General features: G+C 43.7%; 25 protein-coding genes. 2 read left to right on the top strand and 23 right to left on the bottom strand.

Going from position 1 to position 23,269, the window contains the following annotated elements; translation table 11 throughout:
* Positions 1-96: 96 nt before the first annotated feature.
* From LC065_RS11155 to LC065_RS11135, 6 genes are all read right to left on the bottom strand, one after another.
* A complete protein-coding gene (locus tag LC065_RS11155; protein ID WP_146812750.1) occupies positions 97-609 on the bottom strand; it encodes an adenine phosphoribosyltransferase in 513 nt (170 codons plus the stop codon).
* Complete coding sequence (locus tag LC065_RS11150) at positions 599-2,269, bottom strand: single-stranded-DNA-specific exonuclease C-terminal domain-containing protein (RefSeq protein ID WP_371933327.1); 1,671 nt, start codon at positions 2,267-2,269, stop codon at positions 599-601. Before LC065_RS11150 ends, LC065_RS11155 begins: the two co-directional genes overlap by 11 nt.
* 78 nt (positions 2,270-2,347) lie before the next feature.
* Complete coding sequence (locus tag LC065_RS20510; protein WP_371933326.1) at positions 2,348-2,926, bottom strand: DHH family phosphoesterase; 579 nt, start codon at positions 2,924-2,926, stop codon at positions 2,348-2,350.
* Positions 2,927-2,982: 56 nt separating this feature from the next.
* Positions 2,983-3,315, bottom strand: a complete 333-nt coding sequence (locus LC065_RS11145) for a LapA family protein (protein ID WP_226591167.1) — start codon at positions 3,313-3,315, stop codon at positions 2,983-2,985.
* Between the two features lie 125 nt (positions 3,316-3,440).
* Positions 3,441-5,720 carry a protein translocase subunit SecDF gene (gene secDF / locus LC065_RS11140; RefSeq protein ID WP_306163414.1) on the bottom strand — a complete coding sequence of 760 codons (2,280 nt, stop codon included), beginning with the start codon at positions 5,718-5,720 and terminating at the stop codon, positions 3,441-3,443.
* A 168-nt stretch (positions 5,721-5,888) separates the two neighbouring features.
* Complete coding sequence (locus tag LC065_RS11135) at positions 5,889-6,185, bottom strand: post-transcriptional regulator (RefSeq protein ID WP_226591172.1); 297 nt, start codon at positions 6,183-6,185, stop codon at positions 5,889-5,891.
* Positions 6,186-6,298: 113 nt separating this feature from the next.
* Between LC065_RS11135 and spoVB the strand changes: the two genes are divergently transcribed.
* The gene (gene spoVB, locus LC065_RS11130; RefSeq protein WP_306163413.1) at positions 6,299-7,858 is read left to right on the top strand and encodes a stage V sporulation protein B; all 1,560 of its coding nucleotides are present in this window, start codon (positions 6,299-6,301) and stop codon (positions 7,856-7,858) included.
* 653 nt (positions 7,859-8,511) lie between these two features.
* Here the strand turns inward: spoVB and LC065_RS11125 are convergent.
* Together LC065_RS11125 and LC065_RS11120 are read right to left on the bottom strand one after the other, a co-directional pair.
* Positions 8,512-9,201 carry a DUF421 domain-containing protein gene (locus tag LC065_RS11125; protein ID WP_226591179.1) on the bottom strand — a complete coding sequence of 230 codons (690 nt, stop codon included), beginning with the start codon at positions 9,199-9,201 and terminating at the stop codon, positions 8,512-8,514.
* A 20-nt stretch (positions 9,202-9,221) separates the two neighbouring features.
* Positions 9,222-10,508 carry an ArsB/NhaD family transporter gene (locus LC065_RS11120; RefSeq protein ID WP_226591181.1) on the bottom strand — a complete coding sequence of 429 codons (1,287 nt, stop codon included), beginning with the start codon at positions 10,506-10,508 and terminating at the stop codon, positions 9,222-9,224.
* A gap of 125 nt (positions 10,509-10,633) precedes the next feature.
* Here LC065_RS11120 and LC065_RS11115 point away from each other — a divergent pair, with 125 nt between their 5' ends.
* Positions 10,634-11,017: a TIGR04086 family membrane protein gene (locus tag LC065_RS11115; protein WP_226591184.1), complete on the top strand. Its 384-nt coding sequence runs from the start codon at positions 10,634-10,636 to the stop codon at positions 11,015-11,017.
* 48 nt (positions 11,018-11,065) lie between these two features.
* Here the strand turns inward: LC065_RS11115 and yajC are convergent, their stop codons facing one another.
* From yajC to obgE, 15 genes are all read right to left on the bottom strand, one after another.
* Positions 11,066-11,323: a preprotein translocase subunit YajC gene (gene yajC, locus LC065_RS11110; RefSeq protein WP_226591186.1), complete on the bottom strand. Its 258-nt coding sequence runs from the start codon at positions 11,321-11,323 to the stop codon at positions 11,066-11,068.
* 15 nt (positions 11,324-11,338) lie between these two features.
* Complete coding sequence (gene tgt / locus LC065_RS11105; RefSeq protein WP_226591679.1) at positions 11,339-12,478, bottom strand: tRNA guanosine(34) transglycosylase Tgt; 1,140 nt, start codon at positions 12,476-12,478, stop codon at positions 11,339-11,341.
* Between the two features lie 31 nt (positions 12,479-12,509).
* Positions 12,510-13,535: a tRNA preQ1(34) S-adenosylmethionine ribosyltransferase-isomerase QueA gene (queA, locus tag LC065_RS11100; RefSeq protein WP_226591189.1), complete on the bottom strand. Its 1,026-nt coding sequence runs from the start codon at positions 13,533-13,535 to the stop codon at positions 12,510-12,512.
* Positions 13,536-13,564: 29 nt separating this feature from the next.
* Positions 13,565-13,762, bottom strand: a complete 198-nt coding sequence (locus LC065_RS11095; RefSeq protein ID WP_089652644.1) for a DUF2905 domain-containing protein — start codon at positions 13,760-13,762, stop codon at positions 13,565-13,567.
* A complete protein-coding gene (gene ruvB, locus LC065_RS11090; RefSeq protein ID WP_226591191.1) occupies positions 13,759-14,760 on the bottom strand; it encodes a Holliday junction branch migration DNA helicase RuvB in 1,002 nt (333 codons plus the stop codon). The genes LC065_RS11095 and ruvB overlap by 4 nt, the downstream gene beginning before the upstream one ends.
* Positions 14,761-14,778: 18 nt before the next feature.
* Positions 14,779-15,396 carry a Holliday junction branch migration protein RuvA gene (gene ruvA / locus LC065_RS11085; protein WP_146812731.1) on the bottom strand — a complete coding sequence of 206 codons (618 nt, stop codon included), beginning with the start codon at positions 15,394-15,396 and terminating at the stop codon, positions 14,779-14,781.
* A gap of 140 nt (positions 15,397-15,536) precedes the next feature.
* The gene (locus LC065_RS11080; protein ID WP_226591193.1) at positions 15,537-16,106 is read right to left on the bottom strand and encodes a BofC C-terminal domain-containing protein; all 570 of its coding nucleotides are present in this window, start codon (positions 16,104-16,106) and stop codon (positions 15,537-15,539) included.
* A gap of 80 nt (positions 16,107-16,186) precedes the next feature.
* Complete coding sequence (locus LC065_RS11075) at positions 16,187-16,939, bottom strand: YebC/PmpR family DNA-binding transcriptional regulator (RefSeq protein ID WP_226591195.1); 753 nt, start codon at positions 16,937-16,939, stop codon at positions 16,187-16,189.
* A 127-nt stretch (positions 16,940-17,066) separates the two neighbouring features.
* Complete coding sequence (locus tag LC065_RS11070) at positions 17,067-17,615, bottom strand: YhcN/YlaJ family sporulation lipoprotein (RefSeq protein ID WP_226591197.1); 549 nt, start codon at positions 17,613-17,615, stop codon at positions 17,067-17,069.
* Positions 17,616-17,685: 70 nt separating this feature from the next.
* The gene (gene nadE / locus LC065_RS11065) at positions 17,686-18,423 is read right to left on the bottom strand and encodes an NAD(+) synthase (protein WP_226591200.1); all 738 of its coding nucleotides are present in this window, start codon (positions 18,421-18,423) and stop codon (positions 17,686-17,688) included.
* Positions 18,424-18,458: 35 nt separating this feature from the next.
* Complete coding sequence (locus tag LC065_RS11060) at positions 18,459-19,418, bottom strand: aminoglycoside phosphotransferase family protein (protein ID WP_306163412.1); 960 nt, start codon at positions 19,416-19,418, stop codon at positions 18,459-18,461.
* Positions 19,419-19,423: 5 nt separating this feature from the next.
* Complete coding sequence (gene safA / locus LC065_RS20505; protein ID WP_371933325.1) at positions 19,424-20,461, bottom strand: SafA/ExsA family spore coat assembly protein; 1,038 nt, start codon at positions 20,459-20,461, stop codon at positions 19,424-19,426.
* A 177-nt stretch (positions 20,462-20,638) separates the two neighbouring features.
* Positions 20,639-21,505: a prephenate dehydratase gene (pheA, locus tag LC065_RS11050; RefSeq protein ID WP_226591205.1), complete on the bottom strand. Its 867-nt coding sequence runs from the start codon at positions 21,503-21,505 to the stop codon at positions 20,639-20,641.
* Positions 21,506-21,519: 14 nt separating this feature from the next.
* Positions 21,520-21,969 (bottom strand): ACT domain-containing protein, encoded by a 450-nt coding sequence (locus LC065_RS11045; protein WP_206945807.1) that lies wholly within the window; start codon positions 21,967-21,969, stop codon positions 21,520-21,522.
* Positions 21,970-21,984: 15 nt separating this feature from the next.
* Positions 21,985-23,268 (bottom strand): GTPase ObgE, encoded by a 1,284-nt coding sequence (gene obgE, locus LC065_RS11040; RefSeq protein WP_226591207.1) that lies wholly within the window; start codon positions 23,266-23,268, stop codon positions 21,985-21,987.
* Position 23,269: the final 1 nt, after the last annotated feature.

Below are 23,269 nucleotides of genomic sequence, written 5' to 3'. Positions count from 1 at the left end.
ATTAACATTATCAAAAAAAGGACTCTTCTTGTAAAGGGAAAAGCCCGATGATCAATTGTAAAACAAAGAGCGCCCCTAATAAGGGCACTCTTTCCATTAATATTGCATTAAAGTAAGGACGTCATGTCCGTCCAATTTGCTACGGCCGTCTAAGTATGTGAGTTCGATCAAAAACGCACACCCAGCTACTTCCCCGCCCAACTGCTCGACAAGGTCGATGGTCGCTTCAATTGTACCACCAGTCGCAAGAAGGTCGTCGACAATCAGTACTCGTTGACCTGGCTTAATTGCGTCTTTATGAATCGTCAATACGTCTTTTCCGTATTCCAGGCCATAATCCACTTTAATTGTTTCACGTGGAAGCTTTCCTTCTTTACGCACAGGTGCAAACCCGATTTCCAACGCGTAAGAGACAGGGCATCCGACGATGAATCCACGTGCTTCCGGTCCTACTACAATATCGATTTCTTTGTCTTTTGCGTATTCTACAATTTCATCAACCGCTGCTTTAAATGCCGGGCCATTGTCCATCAATGGAGTGATGTCCTTAAATTGGACACCTTCTTTCGGCCAATCTTCAACGATCGCAATATGCTCTTTATAATCCATTCGTTACTTCCTCCTTGACTTGCTTAAAACGCTGGTTCATATATTGGTCAAACCAACTCTTCAATTCTTTATATGTGGAATAATACAAGGTACGTTCGATTTGAAGCTGTTCTTCCCGTTGACGATAAAGCGAAGATTCGCGTAAATCTTTTTGAGAAGGTTCGGATTCTGCTGTAATAATCCCGTCTTTTATTTTAACAAAGTCGAGTTCAAAAAACACCTCAGAAATAAATTCCACCATGGACTTGTCCCATCCCTTACGATTGGCAAGTAAATCTGCTTCTTCATGAAGGTTGAACCGACCACGCTTCAATAGCATACCATAAAACCATTTGAAGTGGTCCCTTGAAGGCCATGTTTTTAGAAAAGTACTCTCCTGTATGTGATAGCAGGCAAAAACTTTACGAGTTTCCAGTTTAGATAAAAGTTCAGTCAAATCCGACATCCTTTTAGGAAGATCGATAATCAGAAGGCCATCATAGGAATCACCATGTTCTACTGTCTCTGCCTGAATGACAGGAACGTCGCATGGAGCTTGTTCTTCCCCTTGGAAGCTGACAGCTGCATACTTTTGATCTGGTGGAATAATCAAATTCTTCTCTATATGCTTCGATCCTCTGTGATCAAAAAGCTGCCATTCGCTCACACGGAGATCCTTGATCATCACTTGTAAGTTTTTCCTGCCGTTCCATTCATTGATTCCAAGTTCTCCTACAACATCCAACGCTGCTTGAGGGGATATTTGCTGATAAAGATCTCCCATTCCGAATGCTATACCATCCAAGCGAGACTGCTGGCTTTGGAATTGGAATTTCAGATGATTTTTTTTACTGCCGATCAATCGTACTTCTTTCGGGGTATGCTTAAGATGAAACAAAGGTTTCGGGTTGCCCATTCCAAATGGACGGAGCTGGTCGACTTCCTCAATTTGTTTCAGCGATATGTCTTCCAACTCAACCGTTGTTTCAATATCAAGGACTTGTTGATAATCGTCATCCGATAGTTTTTCCTCAGCTAAGGAAATTAAATCGCTTCGCAAATCATCGATTTGATCAAGGGCAAGTGTCATACCTGCAGCTTGAGCATGCCCTCCGAAGTGTATAAAGCGATGGCGAATTTCCATACAGTTTGAGAATAAATCGAAAGCATCAATACTTCGTGCTGAACCTTTGGCTTCCCCTTTTTCTTCATCAATGGCCAGGACAATCGCCGGGCGGTCAAATTGGCGGACGAGTTTAGAGGCGACGATTCCAAGAACGCCTGGGTTCCACCCCTCTTTAGCAACCACAATGACATTCTCAGCTTCCCCATTTTCTACAGAAACCATTTCTTCGGCTTCCTTTGCGATAGCAGCGACAATTTTCTGCCTTTCCTGGTTCAACTGGTTAATGAAAGTTGCAATTTGTTCCGCTTCTTCTGAATGCTCCGAAAGCAATAAATCAACCGCAGGAGTTGCATCTTGCAGTCGCCCTACCGCATTGAGCCGGGGGCCGATTGTAAAACCGATCGTCTCTTCATTCATATCCCCCTCAATGCTGCACACTTTCCTCAAAGCCTGGATTGCAGGACGGGAGGAGTGGGAGATTGCCTGTAGACCAATGGAAGCAAGCACCCTGTTTTCCCCTTTTAGTGGGACAAGGTCGGCAATCGTACCGATCACAACAAGGTCAAGAAACTCTTTTGGAAACCGGCCTAATAAAGCATGGGCGAATTTAAAAGCAACACCGACACCCGCTAATTACTGGAATGGATAATCCGCTGAAGTCTTCGGGTGGATAATGGCATAAGCATCAGGAAGGACCTCCTGTACTTCGTGGTGATCGGTGATAATCAAATCGATACCCAAATCTTTCGCGAATGTTGCCTCTTCCATAGCAGCGATACCTGTATCCACAGTTATGATCAGAGCATAACCGGAATCATAGGCAAATTGAAAAGCTTCTTTATTTGGACCATACCCTTCTGTAAAACGGTTGGGAATATAGAAGTCACAGTCCGCTCCCGCTTTTCTGAGTGCTTCCACCATGACAGATGTAGAGGTCACACCGTCTGCATCGTAGTCACCAAAAACAAGAATAGACTGATCAGAAGCGATGGCTTCTTTCACACGAGCCACGGCACGATCCATCCCCTCCATGAGCATAGGATCGTGAAGCTGATCAATTGAAGGCTTTAAAAACCGATCCGCCGCTTCCGCACTAAGCACCCCTCTTTTTTCTAAAAGCTGCTGAGTAAGCGGAGTAACGCCTGGAAGATCTGCAGAACTTTCTTCCGGATTTCTATATGTAAATTTCCATTTCATCTTGCTTTGTATCATAAGTTCACCCCTGACCCATCTATTATACAAGAGGGAACCAGGGGTAGCAAACGCAATTATGTGACTTTCGAAGAAGAACTTTCCTCTTCAGGAGCCGCTTCCTTTTCACCTGAAACGTTCACATTTTCTTCTGTAAAACGGTCAGGGGAGGAAGCAGCTTCTGATTTCAATCTGCTGTTTTCTCTCTTTAATTTGTAATAACGTAATGCCCCGACAGATGCTGTGGCTAACCCACCTAATAAAACAGATATTAGAATAACAAGAATCAGTGGTGCTTCACCTGACCCAAACAAGTAATTGACCTGAACAGGATCTACATTAATGACGGCAAAAATAGCAATTACTAATGCAAAAATGAAAGCCAAAATGAGATAGCTTTGTCCTTTCATAACTTACACGCTCCTTCATAGATAAAGGTTCACTTTATATTATTCATATACCCTTAACGAGGCTGTAATAACCAAAAAAGACCATCCTCACCGAGGATGGTCTTTTTTATGTGGAACCTCTAGTCTTACACTTGAGGGCCGTCTGTTTTTTTCTTTTTCACATAATTGATCGGGTTATCTTTAATATTGCGACCACGCCATATGAGCCATAGCTGAGACGCAATAAACAGAGACGAATACGTTCCTGCCAATAGTCCGATGACTAGAGCGAACGAGAAGTTCGTAATGGATGAGGCACCGAAGAATAACAACATTACAGCCGCGAAAATGACGGTAAGGACCGTGTTGAAACTACGGGCAAGCGTCTGCATCAAACTGTCATTGACGACTTTAGCAAGCTCTTTAAAGGATTTGACTTTTTTCTTCATCCTCAAGTTTTCCCGGATCCGGTCGAACGTGACAATCGTATCGTTCACCGAATAACCGACAATGGTAAGAATGGCTGCAATGATGGTAATATCGAATTCCAATCTTGTAAGACTGAAGAACGCAACGATGAAGAAGGCATCATGCAGCAAGGCGATAATGGCAGTTAGAGCAAAGAAGATCTCAAATCGGATCGTCACGTAGATGATGATTCCGATCGATGCATATAACACAGCCAGGGCTGCGTTTTTAGCAAGCTCTTGACCAACAATCGGTGATACCGTGCTGACGTTCGGAGTATTACCGAACTCTTCTTCATAGTAGCTTTGAATTTCGCCAATTTTGCCTTTGCTCAACTCATCATCGAACCGAGCAACTGCAATTTCACTGTTGTCCCCGGATATAATGACCTGTTTCGGACTGACATCAAATTCTTCTTGCATGGTTTGTTCCACTTGTTCTGAAGTGATGTTACCATCAGACAAAATCGACACTCTAGAGCCACTTGTAAAATCAATTCCTAGATTCAATCGGAAGAAAGCAAGGGTCAGGATTCCCGCCAGGACGAGGACGATAGAAATCGTGAAGAAGCGTTTTCTCAGCCCTACGAAATCGAATTTCCGCTTCATGAAGGTCGCTTCTACTTCTTCTCCTTCAGCAATATCATGGATATCCTCTGGTTTCACTCCAAACCACTTCGGTCGCTTATTCAAGAAGCGGCTCTTCACCCATAAACTCATGAATAAACGAGTACCATATACAGCTGTTATGAAACTGACGAGAATACTTACGATCAACATCGTCGCAAAACCTTTGACAGAACTAGTTCCGAAAATGAATAGAACAGTCGCTGCAATCAACGTGGTAATGTTCGCATCAAGAATAGTAGCTAAGGAACGTTTGTTTCCTGCCTTATATGCTGATAGAAGAGATTTACCTGATTTCAATTCTTCCTTAATCCGTTCATACGTAATAATATTGGCGTCTACTGCCATACCGACCCCAAGAATCAAGGCTGCAATTCCAGGCAATGTCAAGACACCATTCATCAACTCGAAGACCACGAGAATCAAATAGATGTACACACTTAAAGTAAGTGTTGCAATGACCCCATGAAAACGGTAATAAGCAATCATGAACAAAAAGATCGCTGCAATTCCGATAAAGCCTGCCAGGATTGTTTTATTCATGGCTTGCTCCCCGAATTGAGCTCCAACAGATGTTGAATAGGTTTCTTCAAGATTTACTGGTAGTGATCCAGCATTCAGAATATCTGCCAATTGTTTAGCCGATTCCTGCGTGAAATCTCCACTGATCATTACAGAATTACTACGAACGGGACCGTCTGAAAATCCTGGTGCAGAAATATAAGCAGGATCTTCTTTCCCCCACTCTTCAGCGAAGGAAGTCTCTTCAGTATAATCCAACCATATCACTAAAAGATTGTCCGGATATGGTGTATTTGGATCGTTCGGAGTGTTGTAAATTTCCTCTGAAACATCATAGAATTTTGAAGCACTTTTAACCTTCAGCGTTACGATGGGTTCATTCGTATCTGGATGATAGGACTGCTGAGCACTTCCCTCAACAAGATCTGAACCATCCATATACAACTTCCCATCCGTGCCGCGGAAAGAAAGTTCAGCGGTTGTCGAGAGCAGTTCTCTTGCTGTCTGCTGATCTTCCACACCAGCAAGCTGTACTCGGATTCTTCCCCCATCTTCAATAGTGATGTTCGTTTCACTTATACCAAGGGTATCCACACGTTCCGTCAATGAACGTGCCGTAGCCTCAAGAACCTGATCATTGACTTCCTGGTCCTCATCTAACGGCTCGACATCGTATAAGATTTCAAAACCACCCTGCAAATCTAATCCTAACTTAATATCTTTTGTAACACCTGTTATGGTCGTCCCAATCGTAGCCGCCAGTAATAAAACCACGATAAAAAAGGCTACGATCCGCCCTCGTTTCACCATACTGTCCTGTTCCTCCTTTATGTACGAACACATGCGATGATCCATCGACTATATGTATAAATGCTTAATAGACAATATTTGATAATCCCCGTACCTATTCTACTACTTTTTCAAACTTTCGCAACAATAGGAAAAAGTTTAGGCTGATCACCATAAAGAAATCACGCCTCATTCATATTCCGAAGGCCCCTTCAATGCTTCAATGGAGGCGAGCAGATCGTCATTCTGATAAGCCTCTGTTGTCAGATAACTCGTGTATGTATGGGTCTGCAAATGCAAGATATCCTGGACTATTTGGTGCAGCCTCTTTTCAGGTTCACCATTCCAAACTTTTTTTATCAAACAATCCCACACATCTTCTTCGGTCGCACGTTTATAACCTAATAAGTGAAACTCTTCTACCTTGCTTTGCAAAACTATTTTCAATTCATTTCTCCAGCTTGTGACCACTTTTTTCTGATCCATTAGGTTACTCCTCACTCTAAGGTTTTCGTAAACGGGTGTCATGCCTTGTCCATCCTTACGCATATACTTCATTGTAGCGGAATTTCATTTCTTTGAGAAGGCGGATCAATCATATGTCAAAACAATCTTTTTTACATGGTGCACTGATTCTGGTTGCTGCTGGACTGATCACCCGTTTACTCGGTTTCATTAACAGGATCGTCGTTGCCCGCGTAATGGGACCTGAAGGTGTGGGGCTCTACATGATGGCTCTACCTACTTTGATTTTAGCTATTACCATCACCCAGTTCGGTCTTCCTGTGGCCATTTCAAAGAGAGTATCAGAAGCAGAAGCGACGCGGAACGAAAGTAAAATCAAACGCATCCTATTGGTATCTATTGCAATTACGGGGTCCTTGAGCATTTTGTTTACGATCGGACTCTTCCTGTTAGCCCCCGTAGTAGCCAATTATTTCCTTACAGATTCACGAGCTTTATATCCCTTGCTAGCCGTCACTCCCATCATCCCTATCATCGCCATATCATCTGTCATTCGAGGATATTTTCAGGGAAGACAAAACATGAAACCACAGGCGATTTCTCAAGTGATTGAACAAATCGTCCGGATCGGTTCAGTTGTGGTCCTCACAAAAATGCTTTATCCGTACGGCGTCCAATATGCAGCCGCTGGAGCTATGGTTTCAGCAGTCATAGGCGAATTCGTTTCCCTGATGTACATGTTGAGACAATTCAATATCCACAAAAGTTTTCGGCTGCGTAAATCGTGGAAAAAGCATATCCATGAGGGCAAGAAGACGCTTAATGAACTGATGACTATTGCTCTTCCAACGACAGGAAGCCGCTTTATTGGTTCCTTAACGTATTTTTTTGAACCGATCCTCGTCGCACAAAGTTTGGCTATTGCTGGAATCACCGCTATAGAATCTACCAAACAATATGGTGAGCTCACGGGCTATGTGCTGCCCTTGCTGTTTTTACCAACTTTTCTGACTCACGCTCTGTCAATTTCACTCGTACCGTCAATTAGTGAAGCTGCAGCCCAAGGAAAAAACGAAACGATTGCTTACCGAATCATGCAGTCGATCCGATTATCCATTGCATCCGGAGGTCTGATCACAATTGTGTTTATGATCTTTCCAGCAGTCATCTTGACGACTGTGTATGGTACGAGCCAGGCTTCTTTCATGCTTCAGTTTATGGCACCATTCTTTCTACTTCATTATATCCAGACACCTCTTCAAGCAACCTTGCAAGCATTGGACCTTGCCCGCCCTGCCATGTGGAATACATTAATTGGAGCCATAATCAAGTTTATTGTCCTTGTCGGGTTAAGCTCTCGTCCTGAGTTCGGTATTCATGGAGTTGCCCTTGCCATCGTAGTCGGTGTCGTTGTTGTTACACTGCTGCACTTAGCTGTACTTATGAAATATAAGGTCATTTCCTTTCCTTTACAGATGTTCATTCGATTCGGCCTCGTTATCGGTATCATCGGGGTCGTAGGGTTTCAATGGAAACACTGGTGGCTTCTTGAGAGTAAACCTCTTTCGCAGTTGTTAACGATGGGGATGGGACTTACTGTTTTATACCTTGTACTATTGTTCGTTTTTCGTCTAATCCGAATGGAAGAAGTGAAAATGATCCCCTGGTGGAACCGCCTCTTCCACAAAAAATAACCGCCTGGAAGCGGTTATTTTTTTGTCCTCTTTGTTAATTTCACTTCGTTCACTAAAGATCCCTTTTCTTGAAGACTCAGTTTCAAGATGTTCTTGGGGTTCGTTGCCCGACTTAAGCGTCAGGGGTGGCTGGGAAGCTACTCGCTTTCCTGTGGGGGGAGTGGCGAGCTTCCTCGGGCTAACGCCCTGCGGGATCTCACCTATCTCCTTTCTCCCACGGGAGTCTCGCAGCTTCCCAACCTCCCCATTCCATGTAAGGAAGAAACGAACCCCTACACTGAGAGAAAGTGTCCCCCATTCTTACTCCTAAGCAGGCATAAAGCCCTCTGTTTTAAACTTTTACGTTCTGAATGTCCACTTGGGAGAGTTAATATTATCCACTTCCCACAATCATACAAGCTGATTTTTCCAGAAGTGGTTTCGAGACACTGATATAGCAAAAGGGCGTAGGGGAATGGCGAGACTCCTGCGGGAAAAGAGTGCTAGGTGAGACCCCGGAAGGCGTCAGCCTGAGGAGGCTCATCGCGCTCCCGCGGAAAGCGAGTGATTCCCCGCAGCCCCCACCCACTCAACAAAAGCCTCGAAATCAAGTCTTCAAGAAACCTGCCAGTTTGTTGAATAACTTAGATATCTTTCTCGAAGAAAGAGATGGATTATTGGAATTCGTTGTTTTGGTCGATTTGGACTTCTCCCTGATCGTTAATCGTACATAATGAAATTTCCTTGAAAGAATGAAACCCTTGCTTTCGTACTTCATTTACGAGCCATTGTTTATTTTTTCGGATTGTTTGAAGACCACTATATTGCACTTCACCATCAGCAATTAAAACAACGGCATAATCAGAGCTGCCGTCATCTTTCTTTTCGAATACTGAGAGCTTCCCAGATGGTTCCAGGATCGCATAAGCGACGTCACCGACTTGTTGAATGCCGTGTTCTCGCAATTGTAACAATAAATCATTGAAATTATAACGCTGCCGCTTCATCTCTTTCTCATCTACTTTTCCATGTTTAATAATAATGGAAGGCTTTCCATCGAACCAATTTCTGAACCGCTGGTTTTTCAATGAAATCCATGCACTACCAATTTGGATGGCAAGGAGAACGGCCATCGGTACAATGGCTTTCCAAATAGCCTCATCTGGATTTTCTATAAGGAAGACGGCAATTTCAGCGAGCATAATAAATACGACCAGATCCATAACACTAAGTTCACCAATTTCCCTTTTTCCCATGAAGCGGAAAACAAGAAGGATAATCAAATAGGTGATAAGTGTGCGAATGATAATGCTGACTACCAACCCGAGCACAACCTTTCCTAAAGGTTTCCCTTTAGTTAACATCACCTATTTTTCCTGTTTTATTAAAGAAATGGCAGCAAATATCGGAACCAAACGTAAATGGATGAAACGATTAAGGAGAGTATTAAAACCGGAAGGCCGTAGAGTGAGAATTTAATAAAAGGGATCGGTTTATTCTGGCTGGCTGCTAAACCGGCAACAACCACATTGGCAGATGCTCCGACAAGGGTGCCGTTCCCTCCAAGACATGCCCCTAAAGCTAAAGACCACCAGACCGGATCGACGTTCATCATTCCATATCCCTGAAGCTCCTGCACTACAGGGATCATAGCGGCCACGAACGGAATATTGTCGACCACACCCGAAAGAATTCCTGCACTCCAAAGCATCACCATTGAAGTGACCGGCATATCTCCACCAGAGATCCATACCATTCCCCTAGCTAACTCATCAATCACGCCCACCGTCTCTAATCCCCCAACAAGCATAAACAAGCCCATGAAGAAGAATAACGTCACCCATTCGACTTCTTGAAAGACATGTTCCACATCAAGCTCTTTCTCTGACAAAAACAATAACAAGAGGGCTCCACTGACAGCAATAGTCGTAATATCCATATGGATAAACGGATGCATCATAAAACCGATGATAGTCAGCAGCATTACGGAAACGGATTGAAAGAGCAAAGGAGACATTTTCAAATGTTCTTTCGCCTCTACTTTCATTAAATCTTCAGCTAATGCCCGATCATACGTGAGTCCTTTGCGGAATAACAAGATGACGCCAATCGTTACGAGGATAAAGATAATCAATACCACAGGTCCTAGATGATAAAGAAAGGATACAAAGCTAAAATGGTCCACCGCCTGTCCGATCATAATGTTCGGAGGATCACCGATAAGTGTAGCCGTACCCCCAATATTAGAGCTGAAAATCGTCATGATCAGATAAGGGAACGCCGGTAATTTCAAACGATCTACGAGGGTTAATAATACAGGTACAAACAAGAGGACCGTCGTAACATTATCTAAAAAAGCAGACCCTACCGCTGTAAACAGAGCTGTTACTAGCAAAAGCGGAACAGGTCTTCCTTTTACAAGCTGAGCTAACCAAATAGCTAAAAAAGTGAAAATCCCTGTTTTTTTCGTGATAGAAACCAAAACCATCATAGAAAAAAGGAGGGCAACGGTATTCCAGTCTATAAAACCAAAAGCTTGTTCCCACTCATAAATCTTTGTCATTAAAAGAAGAACGCCACCTGCTACAGCTACCAGTGCACGGTTTAACTTCTCCGTCATAATCAGTACATAGCTAGCTACAAAGATAAGGATTGCGAGTACAGTTGACATAGATCTTCCCCTTTTTGGACGGACTTTACTAATACTTATTCAAGTCCAGAAGAAAATATCTGCTTCTATCTATAGAGTTTTCATGCATATAGATAAAAGTGACAAGCATATCAAGGGGGGATGGGATGAAAAAGTTATTGTCAGGGGTCCTGGGGTATGGAGTCGGCTCTATTTTCATTTTGATGATTGTATTTGCTGGAGTGTTAGCACTTTTACTAAGGTTTACTGGGATGGAATATGAGACACTCAATCAATTGGCTTTAGTCGCCGGTATTAGCATATTAGCCATAGGTGGCATGCTGGCTGCTTATAAGGGAGAACAGAAGGGATGGCTCTCTGGAGGGATGACAGGGCTGATCTTCGTCAGTGCCATGGTTCTATTTCAGGTCATTTTTGAAAACTCATGGGTGTCCCTGCCTCAGTTGAGTTATTTTGGAGGCCTGGTTCTTGCTGCCTGGCTTGGAGGCATGATAGGGGTCAACCTGCCAAGGAAAACCGTAAAAAGGTGATAAAACGTAAAATCCCGCTACAAGAATATGTAGCGGGATTGCATTTGATTAGCTCAATTTTTCACGTACGGATGAACGATCGAATTTAAGTTGAGTACCATCTTGTACAGAAATCACAAGCGTACCTTCATCAATCGCATGAATCGTTCCGTGAAGTCCTCCGATTGTTATAACTCTATCGCCTTTTTGGAGGTCCGACTGCATTTGTTGTACTTTCTTCTGTTTCTTTTGCTGCGGTCGAATCAATAGGAAATAGAAAATGACAAACATTAGGATTATAGGAAGTAAACCTACTAATGTATCCATTTATTTTCCCCCTTTCTAAAAGTTCTTTGCGTTTGGTTTGTTGAAACCATACATTTCAAAGAATTCTTCTCTAAAGTCACCGAGTCGATCTTCTCTAATGGCTTCACGCACTTGCCTCATTAAGTTTAACAGAAAATAAAGATTATGATAAGTCGTAAGTCTGAAACCGAATGTTTCATTAGCTTTGACTAAGTGGCGGATATAAGCCCGGCTGTAATTCCGGCATGTGTGGCAATCACAATTCTCATCAATGGGACGGAAATCACGTGCGTATTTCGCATTTCTCACAACAAGTCTTCCCTCAGAAGTCATCAGCGTACCATTCCTTGCAATTCGTGTTGGGAGTACACAGTCAAACATATCGATTCCGCGGATGCTTCCATCGATAAGTGAATCAGGAGAACCGACACCCATCAGATAACGGGGCTTTTGATCCGGCATCAGAGGAGTGGTGAATTCAAGAACACGGTTCATAACGTCTTTCGGCTCACCAACAGACAAACCACCGATGGCGTAACCCGGAAAGTCCATAGACGTCAGGTCACGAGCACTTTGACGGCGTAAATCTTCATACTCTCCACCCTGAATGATCCCGAATAAGCCTTGATCATGCGGACGTTTGTGTGCTTCCAAGCAGCGCTCAGCCCAGCGGCTCGTACGCTCTACAGAATCTTTCATGTACTTATGCTCGGCAGGATATGGGGGACACTCATCAAAGGCCATCATAATATCCGGTCCAAGGGCGTTTTGAATGTGCATCGCTTTTTCTGGAGATAAGAAGAGCTTTTCCCCACTAATATGGTTACGGAAATGGACACCCTCTTCTTCAATTTTTCTAAGATCACTCAAACTGAAGACTTGGAATCCGCCGGAGTCCGTTAGAATGGAACCGTTCCAATTCATGAACTTGTGAAGGCCACCCGCCTCTTCAACGATGTCTTCCCCGGGGCGCAGCCACAAGTGATACGTATTCGAGAGGATGATTTGTGCGCCCATGCGCTCCAACTCTTCCGGACTCATTGTCTTAACGGTTGCTAGTGTACCAACAGGCATAAACATTGGTGTTTCAAAAGATCCGTGTGGAGTATGGACCTTTCCTAAACGTGCGCCTGTCTGCTTACATGTTTTAATCAATTCATATGTGATTGCCATGATTTCTACCCTTTCTCACTCTTGATCCATAAGATCATTTTATGAACATCGCATCTCCAAAACTGAAGAAACGATACCTTTCTTCTACTGCCTGTTTATAGGCTTCTAAAATAAAGTCGCGACCGGCAAAGGCGCTGACCAGCATAATTAATGTGGACTTCGGCAAATGGAAGTTTGTAATCAATCCATCGATGGCTTTCAGCTTTTGAGGAGGATAAATGAAGATATCCGTCCAACCGCTTGCCTCTTTGAATGTTCCGTGATCACGGATGATCGTCTCGAGCGTTCTGGTTGAGGTTGTACCAACAGATATAATTCTTCCGCCTTTTTCTTTGACCGTATTCAACTGATTGGCTGTTTCTCCACTCAACTGATAGAATTCGGCATGCATATCATGTTCCTCCACTTGATCTACACTGACGGGTCGGAAGGTGCCGAGCCCTACGTGAAGTGTCAAATACGCAAGTTCGATCCCCTTTGCCTGCAAATCCTCTAACAGTTCTTTTGTAAAGTGCAGTCCGGCTGTAGGAGCAGCTGCTGAACCTTCTTCTTTCGCATAGACGGTCTGATATCGATCTCTATCAGACAACTGCTCTTTGATATATGGAGGTAAAGGCATCTCTCCTAGAGATTCCAATACCTCAAGGAAAATGCCTTCGTAGCTGAATTTGACCTTGCGTCCTCCATGCTCTTGCAATTCCGTACACTCGGCTACAAGTTTCCCTTCTCCGAAGACAATCTTGGTGCCTACTTTTACCTTTTTCGCGGGTTTGACAAGCACGTCCCACTCATCATCTTCAGTCTGGTGAAGAAGAAGGACCTCTACTTTTCCACCGGTCCCCTCTTTAGCACCGTATAGCCGAGCAGGTAACACCTTCGTGTCATTCAATACAAGGCAGTCACCTTTTTCTAAGTAATCAGTGATTTGAGAAAAATGCCGATGTTCAATGGTTTGTTCTGTACGATCACAAACCATAAGCCGGGAAGCAGTCCGATCTTCTAATGGAACCTGAGCGATCAGCTCCTCCGGCAAATCAAAATCGTATTGCTTGATATCCATGTGAATCCCCTATTCTTATGTTTAATGTATCAAAATTTTCTTATGAAATAGAAAATTAACGAAAGGACAATGCTCACAATAATGGAAGTCATAATGGGAAAATAGAACGTAACGTTTCCTTTTTTAAAGCTAAGGTCCCCTGGTAATTTTCCAAATATACTCCATAGTATACCGATCAATATGAACACAATCCCTATTACAATAAAGATTTTACCAAAGCCCGTCAAGAGCCAGGCACCTCCCTGTTGAAATGAGCGTAGGCTTTAGGTGTGACCACACGGCCTCTTGGTGTCCGTTGGATATAACCGATTTGCAGCAAGAAGGGCTCATATACATCTTCAATCGTCTGAGGCTCCTCTCCAATCGTTGCGGCAATCGTATCCAAGCCTACAGGCCCTCCCTGGAAGCTATCCATGATCCCTTTCAGCAACTTGTGATCGATAAAATCAAGACCTTCTGCATCTACTTGCAGCATGTTCAACGCTTCCTTTGTCGTTTCCTTGCTAATGACTGTCTCACCTTTTACTTGAGCAATATCGCGGACACGCTTTAACAAGCGGTTGGCAATCCTTGGGGTTCCTCTGGAACGACGCGCGACTTCAACAGCTGCCGCACCATCGATTTCAACAGAAAATATTTCTGCTGTCCGTTCTACGATGGAACAAAGCGCTTTGGTATCGTAATATTCCAGACGGCTGTGCACCCCGAACCGATCTCTGAGAGGTGCGGAAAGCAACCCGGCTCGAGTGGTGGCACCGACCAATGTGAAAGGGGGAAGATCGAGCCTTACAGAACGGGCACTTGGCCCCGTACCTACGACGATATCAAGACAGAAATCCTCCATTGCAGGATAGAGGACTTCTTCTACAGAACGTGGAAGGCGATGGATTTCATCGATGAAGAGGACATCCCCTGGTTCCAAAGATGATAATATCGCGGCCAAATCCCCAGCCCTCTCAATCGCTGGACCAGCTGTTGTTCTAAACTGAACGCCCATCTCATTAGCAATGATCGAAGCAAGTGTGGTTTTACCTAACCCAGGTGGTCCATACAACAGCGCATGATCAAGCGGCTCGTTTCGCATTTTTGCTGCTTCAATGAAGATGCTTAGATTATTTTTCACCTGATCCTGACCAATATACTGCTTCAGAGTTTCTGGTCGTAAACTAAGCTCAATCTCCTGATCGGTATCCTGTTGTTCTCCAGATATCATGCGATCCTCCAAGATTCATCCCTCCTCACCTTAAGATTTCATCAATAGTTGCAGCCCTTGTCTGACATAATCATCCACGCTGCCATGTTTGGCTTTTTCAAGTTCTGTACGGACAAACTTCACTTCTTTTTCTGTATAACCTAAAGCCTTCAACGCTTCAATTGCGTCGTCCACTACAGCCCTTTTCTCTTTCGATGTTAAATCTTCCTGATAGAAAAGGGTGTCCTCATTATCTTCATCAGGAAGCCAGACAATAAGTTTCCCTTTCAAGTCAAGGATCATCTGACGAGCTGTCTTCTTTCCTACTCCCGGAAATTTCGTTAAGTATTTATCGTCTTCCTGCTCAATGGCCGATACGAATTCTGGTACGCTGACGGTTCCAAGAATAGCAAGAGCTCCTTTAGGTCCAATCCCGGAAACGTTCAGTAATTGAGCGAATAGTTGTTTGTCTTCTTTTTTCTTGAATCCAAAAAGCGATTGATTATCTTCTCTTATATAATGGTACGTATGTACTTTGACTTCCTTGTTCATCGAATCTTGAAAATGATATGGATTTGCGCATAGCACTTCATATCCTATGCCGCCTGTTTCTATTGTCAACGACCCTTCATCGAGTGTCGTCAATTGACCTTTCACGTAACTAATCATTGTAAAATTCCCTCTCTACCCTTTATTGCTATCCTTCCTATTGTAACATACAAGCACATGTTCGCCCATGAATAAAAGCCGTGAATCGCCCTTAAAACGGAACAAAACAGCCACAACTAATGGTGGCTGTTTCACGTCTCTTATACTTCCTCTTCTTTGGAAAATTGACGAACGACTTGCTCAAAATGCCGGTGGTCCTTGATTTTAATCCCCTGTTTCAACTCATGCTCTCTTTTACTTTCAAGCGGCTTAATGGGGATAGGTTTAAAGGACTCAATGACCTTCCCTTGATCAGGAAGACCTTGAAAGACGGCTAATTCCCCATCCTCTGTCAAACCAAAATACCCTGTCTGTTTTGTCAAAGGAGAAATATCATCAACTTCTCTTTGAAAAACTACTTGATCCAATTCCTGTTCTTCAACCGTCCATCCCTCATAGGAAGCCCAAAAATCCATCATAGACCAGATGGTTTCTTCTTTCTTTGTGGTTTCTGTCACACCATCTATATAATGCTCCTTCAGAATGACTGTCAATTTCAAAGGTTCAGGCTTAACCAATGTTTCCACTGACTCTGATTGCTCCTCCTTGCCCTGGATGACTCTTTGTGGCGTGTTATCTTTAAAGGTTTTCGGTGGAGTTTGATCAATGATCGACCAACTCAATACAGCAACGCCTATGGCTAACCCAACAATTAAGGCCCATCGTTTCATGACAGGATCCCCCCTAAATAAAAATAACTTCTGTTTCTAGTGTGTCCAGAAACAGAAGTTATTATCATAGCAATGGGAGATCACGATAATTTTTCCAGAATCGCCTCATCTGCATCAAGGTTGTGATAGACTTCTTGAACGTCGTCATTATCCTCGAGCATATCAATCAGTTTCAACATTTTTTCCACGCCTTCTTCACCTAGTTCCGTATAGGTTTCAGGAATCATGGTCACTTCACTTGTGGTAAACACATATCCACTAGACTCCAAGGCCTGTTTTACATCAGAAAAAGATTCCGGATCTGTGTAGATCTCAAATTGTTCTTCTGTTGTTTCCATTTCCTCTGCACCGGCTTCTATGACTTCAAGCATCATTTCTTCTTCATCGGCCTCTGTTGCTTCCCGGTCGATGACGAGATAGCCTGAGCGGTTGAACATGAAGGACACGCAGCCGTTTTCCCCTAAGTTGCCATCATTTTTATTGAAAGCGTGTCTGACGTCTGCTGCCGTACGGTTTTTATTATCTGTCAACACTTTAACCATGACCGCTACCCCGCCAGGACCGTATCCTTCATACGTATATTCCTCATAATTGACACCTTCGAGATCTCCGGTCGCTTTCTTAATGGCGCGATCGATGTTATCTTTCGGCATATTGTTTGATCTTGCTTTATCTACAGCTATACGCAGGGCAGGATTGGTTTCTTGATCGCCGCCTCCTTGTTTCGCCGCCATGAAAATTTCGCGAGCAAGCTTCATGAAGAGTTTTCCGCGTTTCGCATCTTGAGCACCTTTTCGATGCTTGATATTACTCCATTTTGAATGGCCAGCCATTGGACATTCTCCTCTCCCAGACAAATCTTATAGTTCCATGTATCTTTACGTAAGCTCACTTACGCATTGGACTCTATTCTCTAATATATCACAATCCCCATTTTTCTTGAAAGCAAACCCTTTGCCCCTATTGTTGATTGAAAAAGTTACGAAATCTCTGTCTAATTTTATCAGGTGCTTCCGATTCTCTTGCATTGAAGTTTTTCATTTCATCCCAGCTATTGTTATTCGTATAGACAATCAAGTCTTTATCTGTCACTTGCTTTACCTTGGCTTCTATTTTCTCCGGGATCGACTTATCTCTGAGATCATACGGGTTAATCATGACCGCCACGTACATACGTTCATCGGTCGAATAGGCTTGAGTCATCGTAATTTCTTTTAGTTCATTGACTTTCTCCACAACTGCCATGGCATCTTCGTTATTAAAATCATTGTCGTGGGAACGATTGGTTTCGCCATACTTCGCATTTCTGAACTCTTCCTCTGCTGTACGTTTGAAATAACTGTCTTTCCCTGTAGGAATCTGCCCCCGTCTTTCAATGGCTCCATCTTGTGCATAACCAAGAGGTTGATAAGGGGAAGATTCTTCTTCTTTCGGTTCCGCGGTTTCATCCGCCTGACATGCGAACATGAATAACGAGGTCAACATAAGAATACTAACAATTTTCCACATAAAAACATTCTCCTTTTACCCTTACTATGGGTTCAAGAAGAATGTTTTAGTCTGTCAATATTCGCCAAGCTTATTTCGGAGGCGCAGGTGGCATTTGACGTTTGTGCGCAGAGCGCTTGTGCATCGCTTCAATAATATTTCGATCTTCTTCAGGGATTTCTTCCCCTTTCAAATGACGATCAATCATATCATAACTCGTGCCCATTTCGTTCTCATCTGTCTGCCCTTCCCACAATCCTGCACTTGGTTGTTTATGGATCACTTCATCAGGTACACCCAAATATTTAGCCATTTCTCGTACTTCACCTTTAGTGAGGTTGGAAATAGGAACGAGATCCACGCCTCCATCCCCAAACTTCGTGAAGTACCCGGTGTACCATTCGGCTGCATTATCTGTACCAACCACTAAGTATTTATGGTTGGTTGCAATTGTATAGAGGGTACTCATTCGTAGGCGGGCTCTCAAATTAGCATCAGCTAACTTTTCTTGTTCTTCATTGAAAGATCCAGCATCATTCAATTGCTGTTTGATCGTTCGGAACATGACGTTGTGTGTTTCCGTTAAATCAACGGTCATTATTGGAAGGTCACATGCTTCCACAACGCTTTTTGCATGAACTTGGTCATCGGATTGACTTTTACATGGCATGATTACACCCAAAGAATTATCGGGGAATGCTCTCTTTATCAGGTTGGCAACGACAGCGGAATCGATTCCACCACTGACCCCGACGACTAACCCTTCTACATGTGCCTCTTTGACTTTTTCCTGTAGCCAGGATACGATTTTTTCAACTTTCTGTTCCACCGGATTGTTCATCCTTTCACACATATGATATCTAATCATAGCATATGCTCAGCATATCGGACAAACTTCTTCCGGTTTTCCCATGCTTTTTCCAATTTTCTCATATGGCGCGGCATTGATGCTTCTTCTCTCAGGCTTAAGCGGTACCCATATAGCCATTCCCTTAAAAGATCAGCCGGGACGAGGACCCCTTTCCACCAGATCTCCTTATCATTAACATGTGGAAAGTACGGCAACAATGTAGATTTCCTAAGCTCCACGTATGGTAAAAAACGCTGAGCCAATTGAATGTGATCATATAAACGAGGACCTGTATGCAAAAGGTCAAAATCAATCATTTTTATATTCTTATCGGAACCGACAATGAAGTTATGATGAGCCACGTCTCCATGAAGCCATTCATTACGATCCCAGGCTCTCTCCTCAACTTCCCCCAAGGGATGATTCGTAAAATCTTCCAAACGCTTGCTCATGCAAGCATGCAGTTCCTGGTACATTTCCCGCTTCCGTAACTCTGTGAATAGATCTTTCGTTTCTTCAAATTGTTCTAAGCGCCTTTCCCATTTAACATATAGTGGATCTTTAGGAACCGACAATACTCCAATTCCTTTGGTTGTTCGATGAAAGTGATGGAGAATACGGACCGCTTGTTTTCTGTCCATATGCCGGCTGAAGTCTGCATGCCTTCCTTCCACGCATTCAAATAAAGCCCAGTCACAACCAAGTTTACTGATGGTAAAAACTCGATCATAGAAAGGGTACGGTCTTGCAGCTATTTTATACGCATAATTCCAATGTTCGAAAAACTCCACTTGTTTTTCAATCACATGAAACCGGCGGTATCCCTTTAAAATAAATGGCTGCCCGTCATACTGGATTTTGTACACCTTCGGTTTGATGGTCTGTTCATATTCAATCGGAAGCTTTTCCTCTGTTTGCATCCATTGAAAAAGGCGATCCGTGTATGAATCGCCCATTCGATGTTCAGCTTTCATCTACATCATCTTCCCTCCAAGGCTGTTGATATCCTTGGCCCATCTGTTGGGGATCCCACTGCCCCATTTGTTGTGGATACGGTTGACCCCAACCTTGCTGTGGCTGACCCCATCCCATGTGAGGAGGTTGCTGCGGTCCATAACCCATTGGGTGCTGCATCCCCCCCATATGGCGCTTGCTCCCATGGCTGCTGAGCGCCGTAAGGAGACTGACCCCACGGTCCCATCATTGGTCCATATGGTTGCTGCCCCTGTCCGCCACCACACCCACAGTCTCCACCTGCTTGCACGCCTTGGACCATATCATCGCTTGATTCGTCCCCCGTCATGTGCATGGGCTGCTGCATTGGCATCGGCTGTTGATGCATAGGCATGTGCATCGGCATCATAACAGGATACGGTGGGCAGCAGTAAAAGTCTGTGTGAACCAACTGTGGCTGCATCGCCTGCGGCTGCATAGGTTGCTGCATAGGTTGCTGCATGGGTTGATAATACGGCTGCTGAGGCATTGGAGCTTGTTCCGGAGACTGCATCCCCTTCACATCTTCCATCTTTTCTCCTTTTACCTCTTCTTTCAGAGCCTCTTTAGGTGATTCTTCTTTAGGCTGCGGCATCGGCATTTGTGGAAGGTGGAAAGTTGTATAATAATTCTGCATCTGCTGATCAATACTCGGCATGGTAATCGGCATATTCATATTGATGGGCTGCATCGGTTTCATCGGTTTTTCCATAACACCTTTAGCTACTGGCTTCTTCTCATCTTCTTTAATCTTCGGAATCGGTTTTGGTGACGTATCTTTATATGGTGGTTGTGAAGGCATTTCCTTCTTAGGTGCGGGTGCTTGTTGTTTAGGGGCTTCTTTTTTAGGAGCCTCTTTTTTCACTTGCTTTGTACCTTGAGGGACTTTGATTTTCATACCCGGCATAATCATATCAGGATTGGAAAGCTGGGTATTCATGGATTTCAACTGTTCAAAGTCGACCCCGTATTTCTTGGCTATGTTCCAGAGTGTATCTCCTTTTTGTACAATGTGAATTCTCACATCTGCAACTCCCTTCCTGTAATTCTGTAAAAACAATAAGGCAATAATAGCTTCATAACACTCTATGCAACACAAGCCAAAACATTGATGAAAAAGCCTATAATAATTTGAAAGAAAATATAAACAAACCCCTGAATCCCTATTAACAAAGGGATTCAGGGGTTATGAGGGTCACGCTTATTTCACAGGGGTCGGTACATCGACTTGGTAACTCGGATAAGTTCCGAGCACCTTCAACTGACATCCTAACGCTTCAAGTTCTGCCTGCACGCCGGGAAACAGCACGTGATCGTATGGTTGATCGACATCTATCAAGAAAAAGTAGTTACCAAGACCAGTCTTCAGCGGCCTTGATTCAATTTTAGATAAGTTCATTTTTCTCCATGCAAAGGCTGCGAGTACTTGATGCAGGGCGCCGACATAATCCTTCGGCAGTGTGACCATTACTGTCGTTTTATGTTTTGTTATAGGATGATCCTTTACTTTCAAAGTGGTCGGGACCTTCTGAACGACCGCAAACCGTGTATGGTTATTGTCATAATCATGGATATCTGTATCCATAAATGTCAAACCGTTTTGCTCTGCCGCTAAATGATTGGCAATCGCAGCGACACCCGGGCCTTCGCTTGCTACAATTTCAGCGGCTTTCCCTGTCGAAGCTGTGTATTCAACTTCAGCGTTTGGGTACTTTGTGTGCAAGTATTGGTGACACTGGGCAATGGCATGGCTGTGAGAATAAACTTTTTTAATTTCCCCTTCATGATCCGGATGGACGAGGAGGTGTTGTTTGATCGGGACTGTTAACTCTGCAATAATCGATTGGTTGACGTGATGCACGAGGTAATCGACCGTCAAGTGTACGGAACCTTCGATCGCATTTTCAATCGGGACAACGGCTGTACTAATCTCCCCTGCTTCTACCGCGTCCAGACAAGCAGGAATGTTCTCGTAACCGATGAACTCTCCACCTTCAAACAAAGCATCCACTGCCATTTTTGTAAACGTACCCTTTGGTCCTAAATATCCAATCCGTTGTTCCGTCATGATTTCCCCTCCAATTAAGCTCCCGTACTTAAGATCTCTACACGATCTACAAAATCTAACTTGTGCAGCTGCTGCAACAGTTTTTCTATGCTGTCTTCCATTCCGGAAGTATTCAAAGAGAGCGTCACATTCGCTTTTCCTTGAAGAGGAATTGTCTGATGAATGGTCAAAACATTACAACCCGACTTAGCAACCGTCATTAACAAATTCGACAACGTTCCTTTTCGATCTTCAAGGTGAAAGAACAATGTAATCATTTGCTCCTTGACCATTGCCTGAAAAGGAAAAACAGCATCTCTATATTTATAAAAAGCACTCCGGGACAAGCCCACTTGCTGGACAGCCTCAAAAATGGACTCTACTTTCCCCCGCTCTAATAATTCTTTCGCTTCTATGGTTTTCATCATAGCTTCAGGAAGAATGTCGCTACGGACTAAATAAAATTTCTCATTGTAATCCGCCATGAAAAATCCTCCCCTTTAATCGACAAACTCAAATTCATAATCCATTAATCTGACCGTGTCGCCATCTTTCGCGCCACGTTTTCTGAGTGCATCATCCACACCCATACTCCGCATCTGACGTGCAAACCTGTTGATGGATTGGTCATGGGAAAAGTCTGTTCTCTTGAACAGGGATTCAATCTTTTCTCCATAAAGGACATAGGCACCATCATCATCACGCGTAATCTTAAATGGCGCTTCTTCTTTTTCATATTTGTAGATGACTCGCTCGTCCACTTCTTCGACCTGTTCTTCCTGTTTCGGAATTTCATCCAGTTTATCCGCTACGGCATATAACAATTCATCCAATCCGTCCCGTGTAACGGTAGAGATGGAATAAATGGGAATGTCATCATTCCCCAGCTGCTCCTTGAACAGTTCTAAATTTTCTTTAGCATCTGGAATATCCATTTTATTCGCGACAATGATTTGAGGACGGTTTTCTAACCGTTGATCATAAGATGATAATTCATTATTGATCGTTACATAATCCTCATATGGATCGCGGCCTTCCATTCCAGACATATCAATGACATGCAGCAGCAAACGCGTCCGCTCTACATGGCGCAGGAATTGATGACCAAGACCGACTCCTTCATGCGCTCCTTCGATAAGCCCGGGAAGATCGGCCATCACAAAACTACGATGGTCCTGACTTTCAACCACCCCAAGGTTTGGAGAAAGAGTAGTGAAATGATAATCCGCAATTTTCGGTTTTGCTGCGGTTACGACGGATAGGAATGTTGATTTACCGACACTCGGAAAACCGACCAATCCGACATCGGCCAACAGTTTCAATTCGACGACGACATCAAGCTCTTCGCCTGGCTCTCCATTTTCAGCGATTTCAGGAGCGGGATTCCTTGCTGTAGCGAAACGCGCGTTTCCACGGCCTCCGCGCCCACCTTTAGCGATGACCGCTCTTTGTTTATGGTCCGTCAAATCTGCGATGACTTTATCTGTCTCCGCATCTTTCACTGTCGTACCCGGAGGAACACTGACAACCAATGGATCAGCGTTCTTCCCATGCTGCTTCTGGTTCATTCCGTTTTCACCTTTAGCCGCTTTAAAATGGTGTTGATATCTGAAGTCCATCAACGTGTTGAGACCTTCATCGACTTCAAAAATGACATCTCCACCATTTCCACCATCGCCACCTGCGGGTCCGCCTCGTGGTACAAATTTTTCACGGCGATAAGCTACAAGACCATTTCCACCGTCTCCACCTTTTACAAATACTTTCACCTGATCGACAAACATG

The sequence above is a fragment of the Halobacillus litoralis genome (assembly GCF_020524085.2).
Classification (GTDB): Bacteria; Bacillota; Bacilli; order Bacillales; family Halobacillaceae; genus Halobacillus; species Halobacillus litoralis_E.
This window is presented reverse-complemented; position numbering and strand designations above follow the sequence as displayed.

Coding starts and splice junctions, on each gene's coding strand:
- LC065_RS11045 (WP_206945807.1), bottom strand. CDS start 21,969: ATGGCGGATTACAATGAGAAATTTTATTTAGTCCGTAGCGACATTCTT.
- LC065_RS11060 (WP_306163412.1), bottom strand. CDS start 19,418: ATGAAAGCTGAACATCGAATGGGCGATTCATACACGGATCGCCTTTTT.
- queA (WP_226591189.1), bottom strand. CDS start 13,535: ATGGATATCAAGCAATACGATTTTGATTTGCCGGAGGAGCTGATCGCT.
- LC065_RS11075 (WP_226591195.1), bottom strand. CDS start 16,939: ATGGCTGGCCATTCAAAATGGAGTAATATCAAGCATCGAAAAGGTGCT.
- LC065_RS20510 (WP_371933326.1), bottom strand. CDS start 2,926: ATGATACAAAGCAAGATGAAATGGAAATTTACATATAGAAATCCGGAA.
- spoVB (WP_306163413.1), top strand. CDS start 6,299: ATGTCAAAACAATCTTTTTTACATGGTGCACTGATTCTGGTTGCTGCT.
- LC065_RS11080 (WP_226591193.1), bottom strand. CDS start 16,106: ATGAAACGATGGGCCTTAATTGTTGGGTTAGCCATAGGCGTTGCTGTA.
- obgE (WP_226591207.1), bottom strand. CDS start 23,268: ATGTTTGTCGATCAGGTGAAAGTATTTGTAAAAGGTGGAGACGGTGGA.
- LC065_RS11120 (WP_226591181.1), bottom strand. CDS start 10,508: ATGTCAACTGTACTCGCAATCCTTATCTTTGTAGCTAGCTATGTACTG.
- LC065_RS11125 (WP_226591179.1), bottom strand. CDS start 9,201: ATGTTAACTAAAGGGAAACCTTTAGGAAAGGTTGTGCTCGGGTTGGTA.
- LC065_RS11115 (WP_226591184.1), top strand. CDS start 10,634: ATGAAAAAGTTATTGTCAGGGGTCCTGGGGTATGGAGTCGGCTCTATT.
- LC065_RS11145 (WP_226591167.1), bottom strand. CDS start 3,315: ATGAAAGGACAAAGCTATCTCATTTTGGCTTTCATTTTTGCATTAGTA.
- pheA (WP_226591205.1), bottom strand. CDS start 21,505: ATGACGGAACAACGGATTGGATATTTAGGACCAAAGGGTACGTTTACA.
- ruvA (WP_146812731.1), bottom strand. CDS start 15,396: ATGATTAGTTACGTGAAAGGTCAATTGACGACACTCGATGAAGGGTCG.
- LC065_RS11135 (WP_226591172.1), bottom strand. CDS start 6,185: ATGGATCAGAAAAAAGTGGTCACAAGCTGGAGAAATGAATTGAAAATA.
- LC065_RS11070 (WP_226591197.1), bottom strand. CDS start 17,615: ATGTGGAAAATTGTTAGTATTCTTATGTTGACCTCGTTATTCATGTTC.
- secDF (WP_306163414.1), bottom strand. CDS start 5,720: ATGGTGAAACGAGGGCGGATCGTAGCCTTTTTTATCGTGGTTTTATTA.
- LC065_RS11155 (WP_146812750.1), bottom strand. CDS start 609: ATGGATTATAAAGAGCATATTGCGATCGTTGAAGATTGGCCGAAAGAA.
- yajC (WP_226591186.1), bottom strand. CDS start 11,323: ATGGATACATTAGTAGGTTTACTTCCTATAATCCTAATGTTTGTCATT.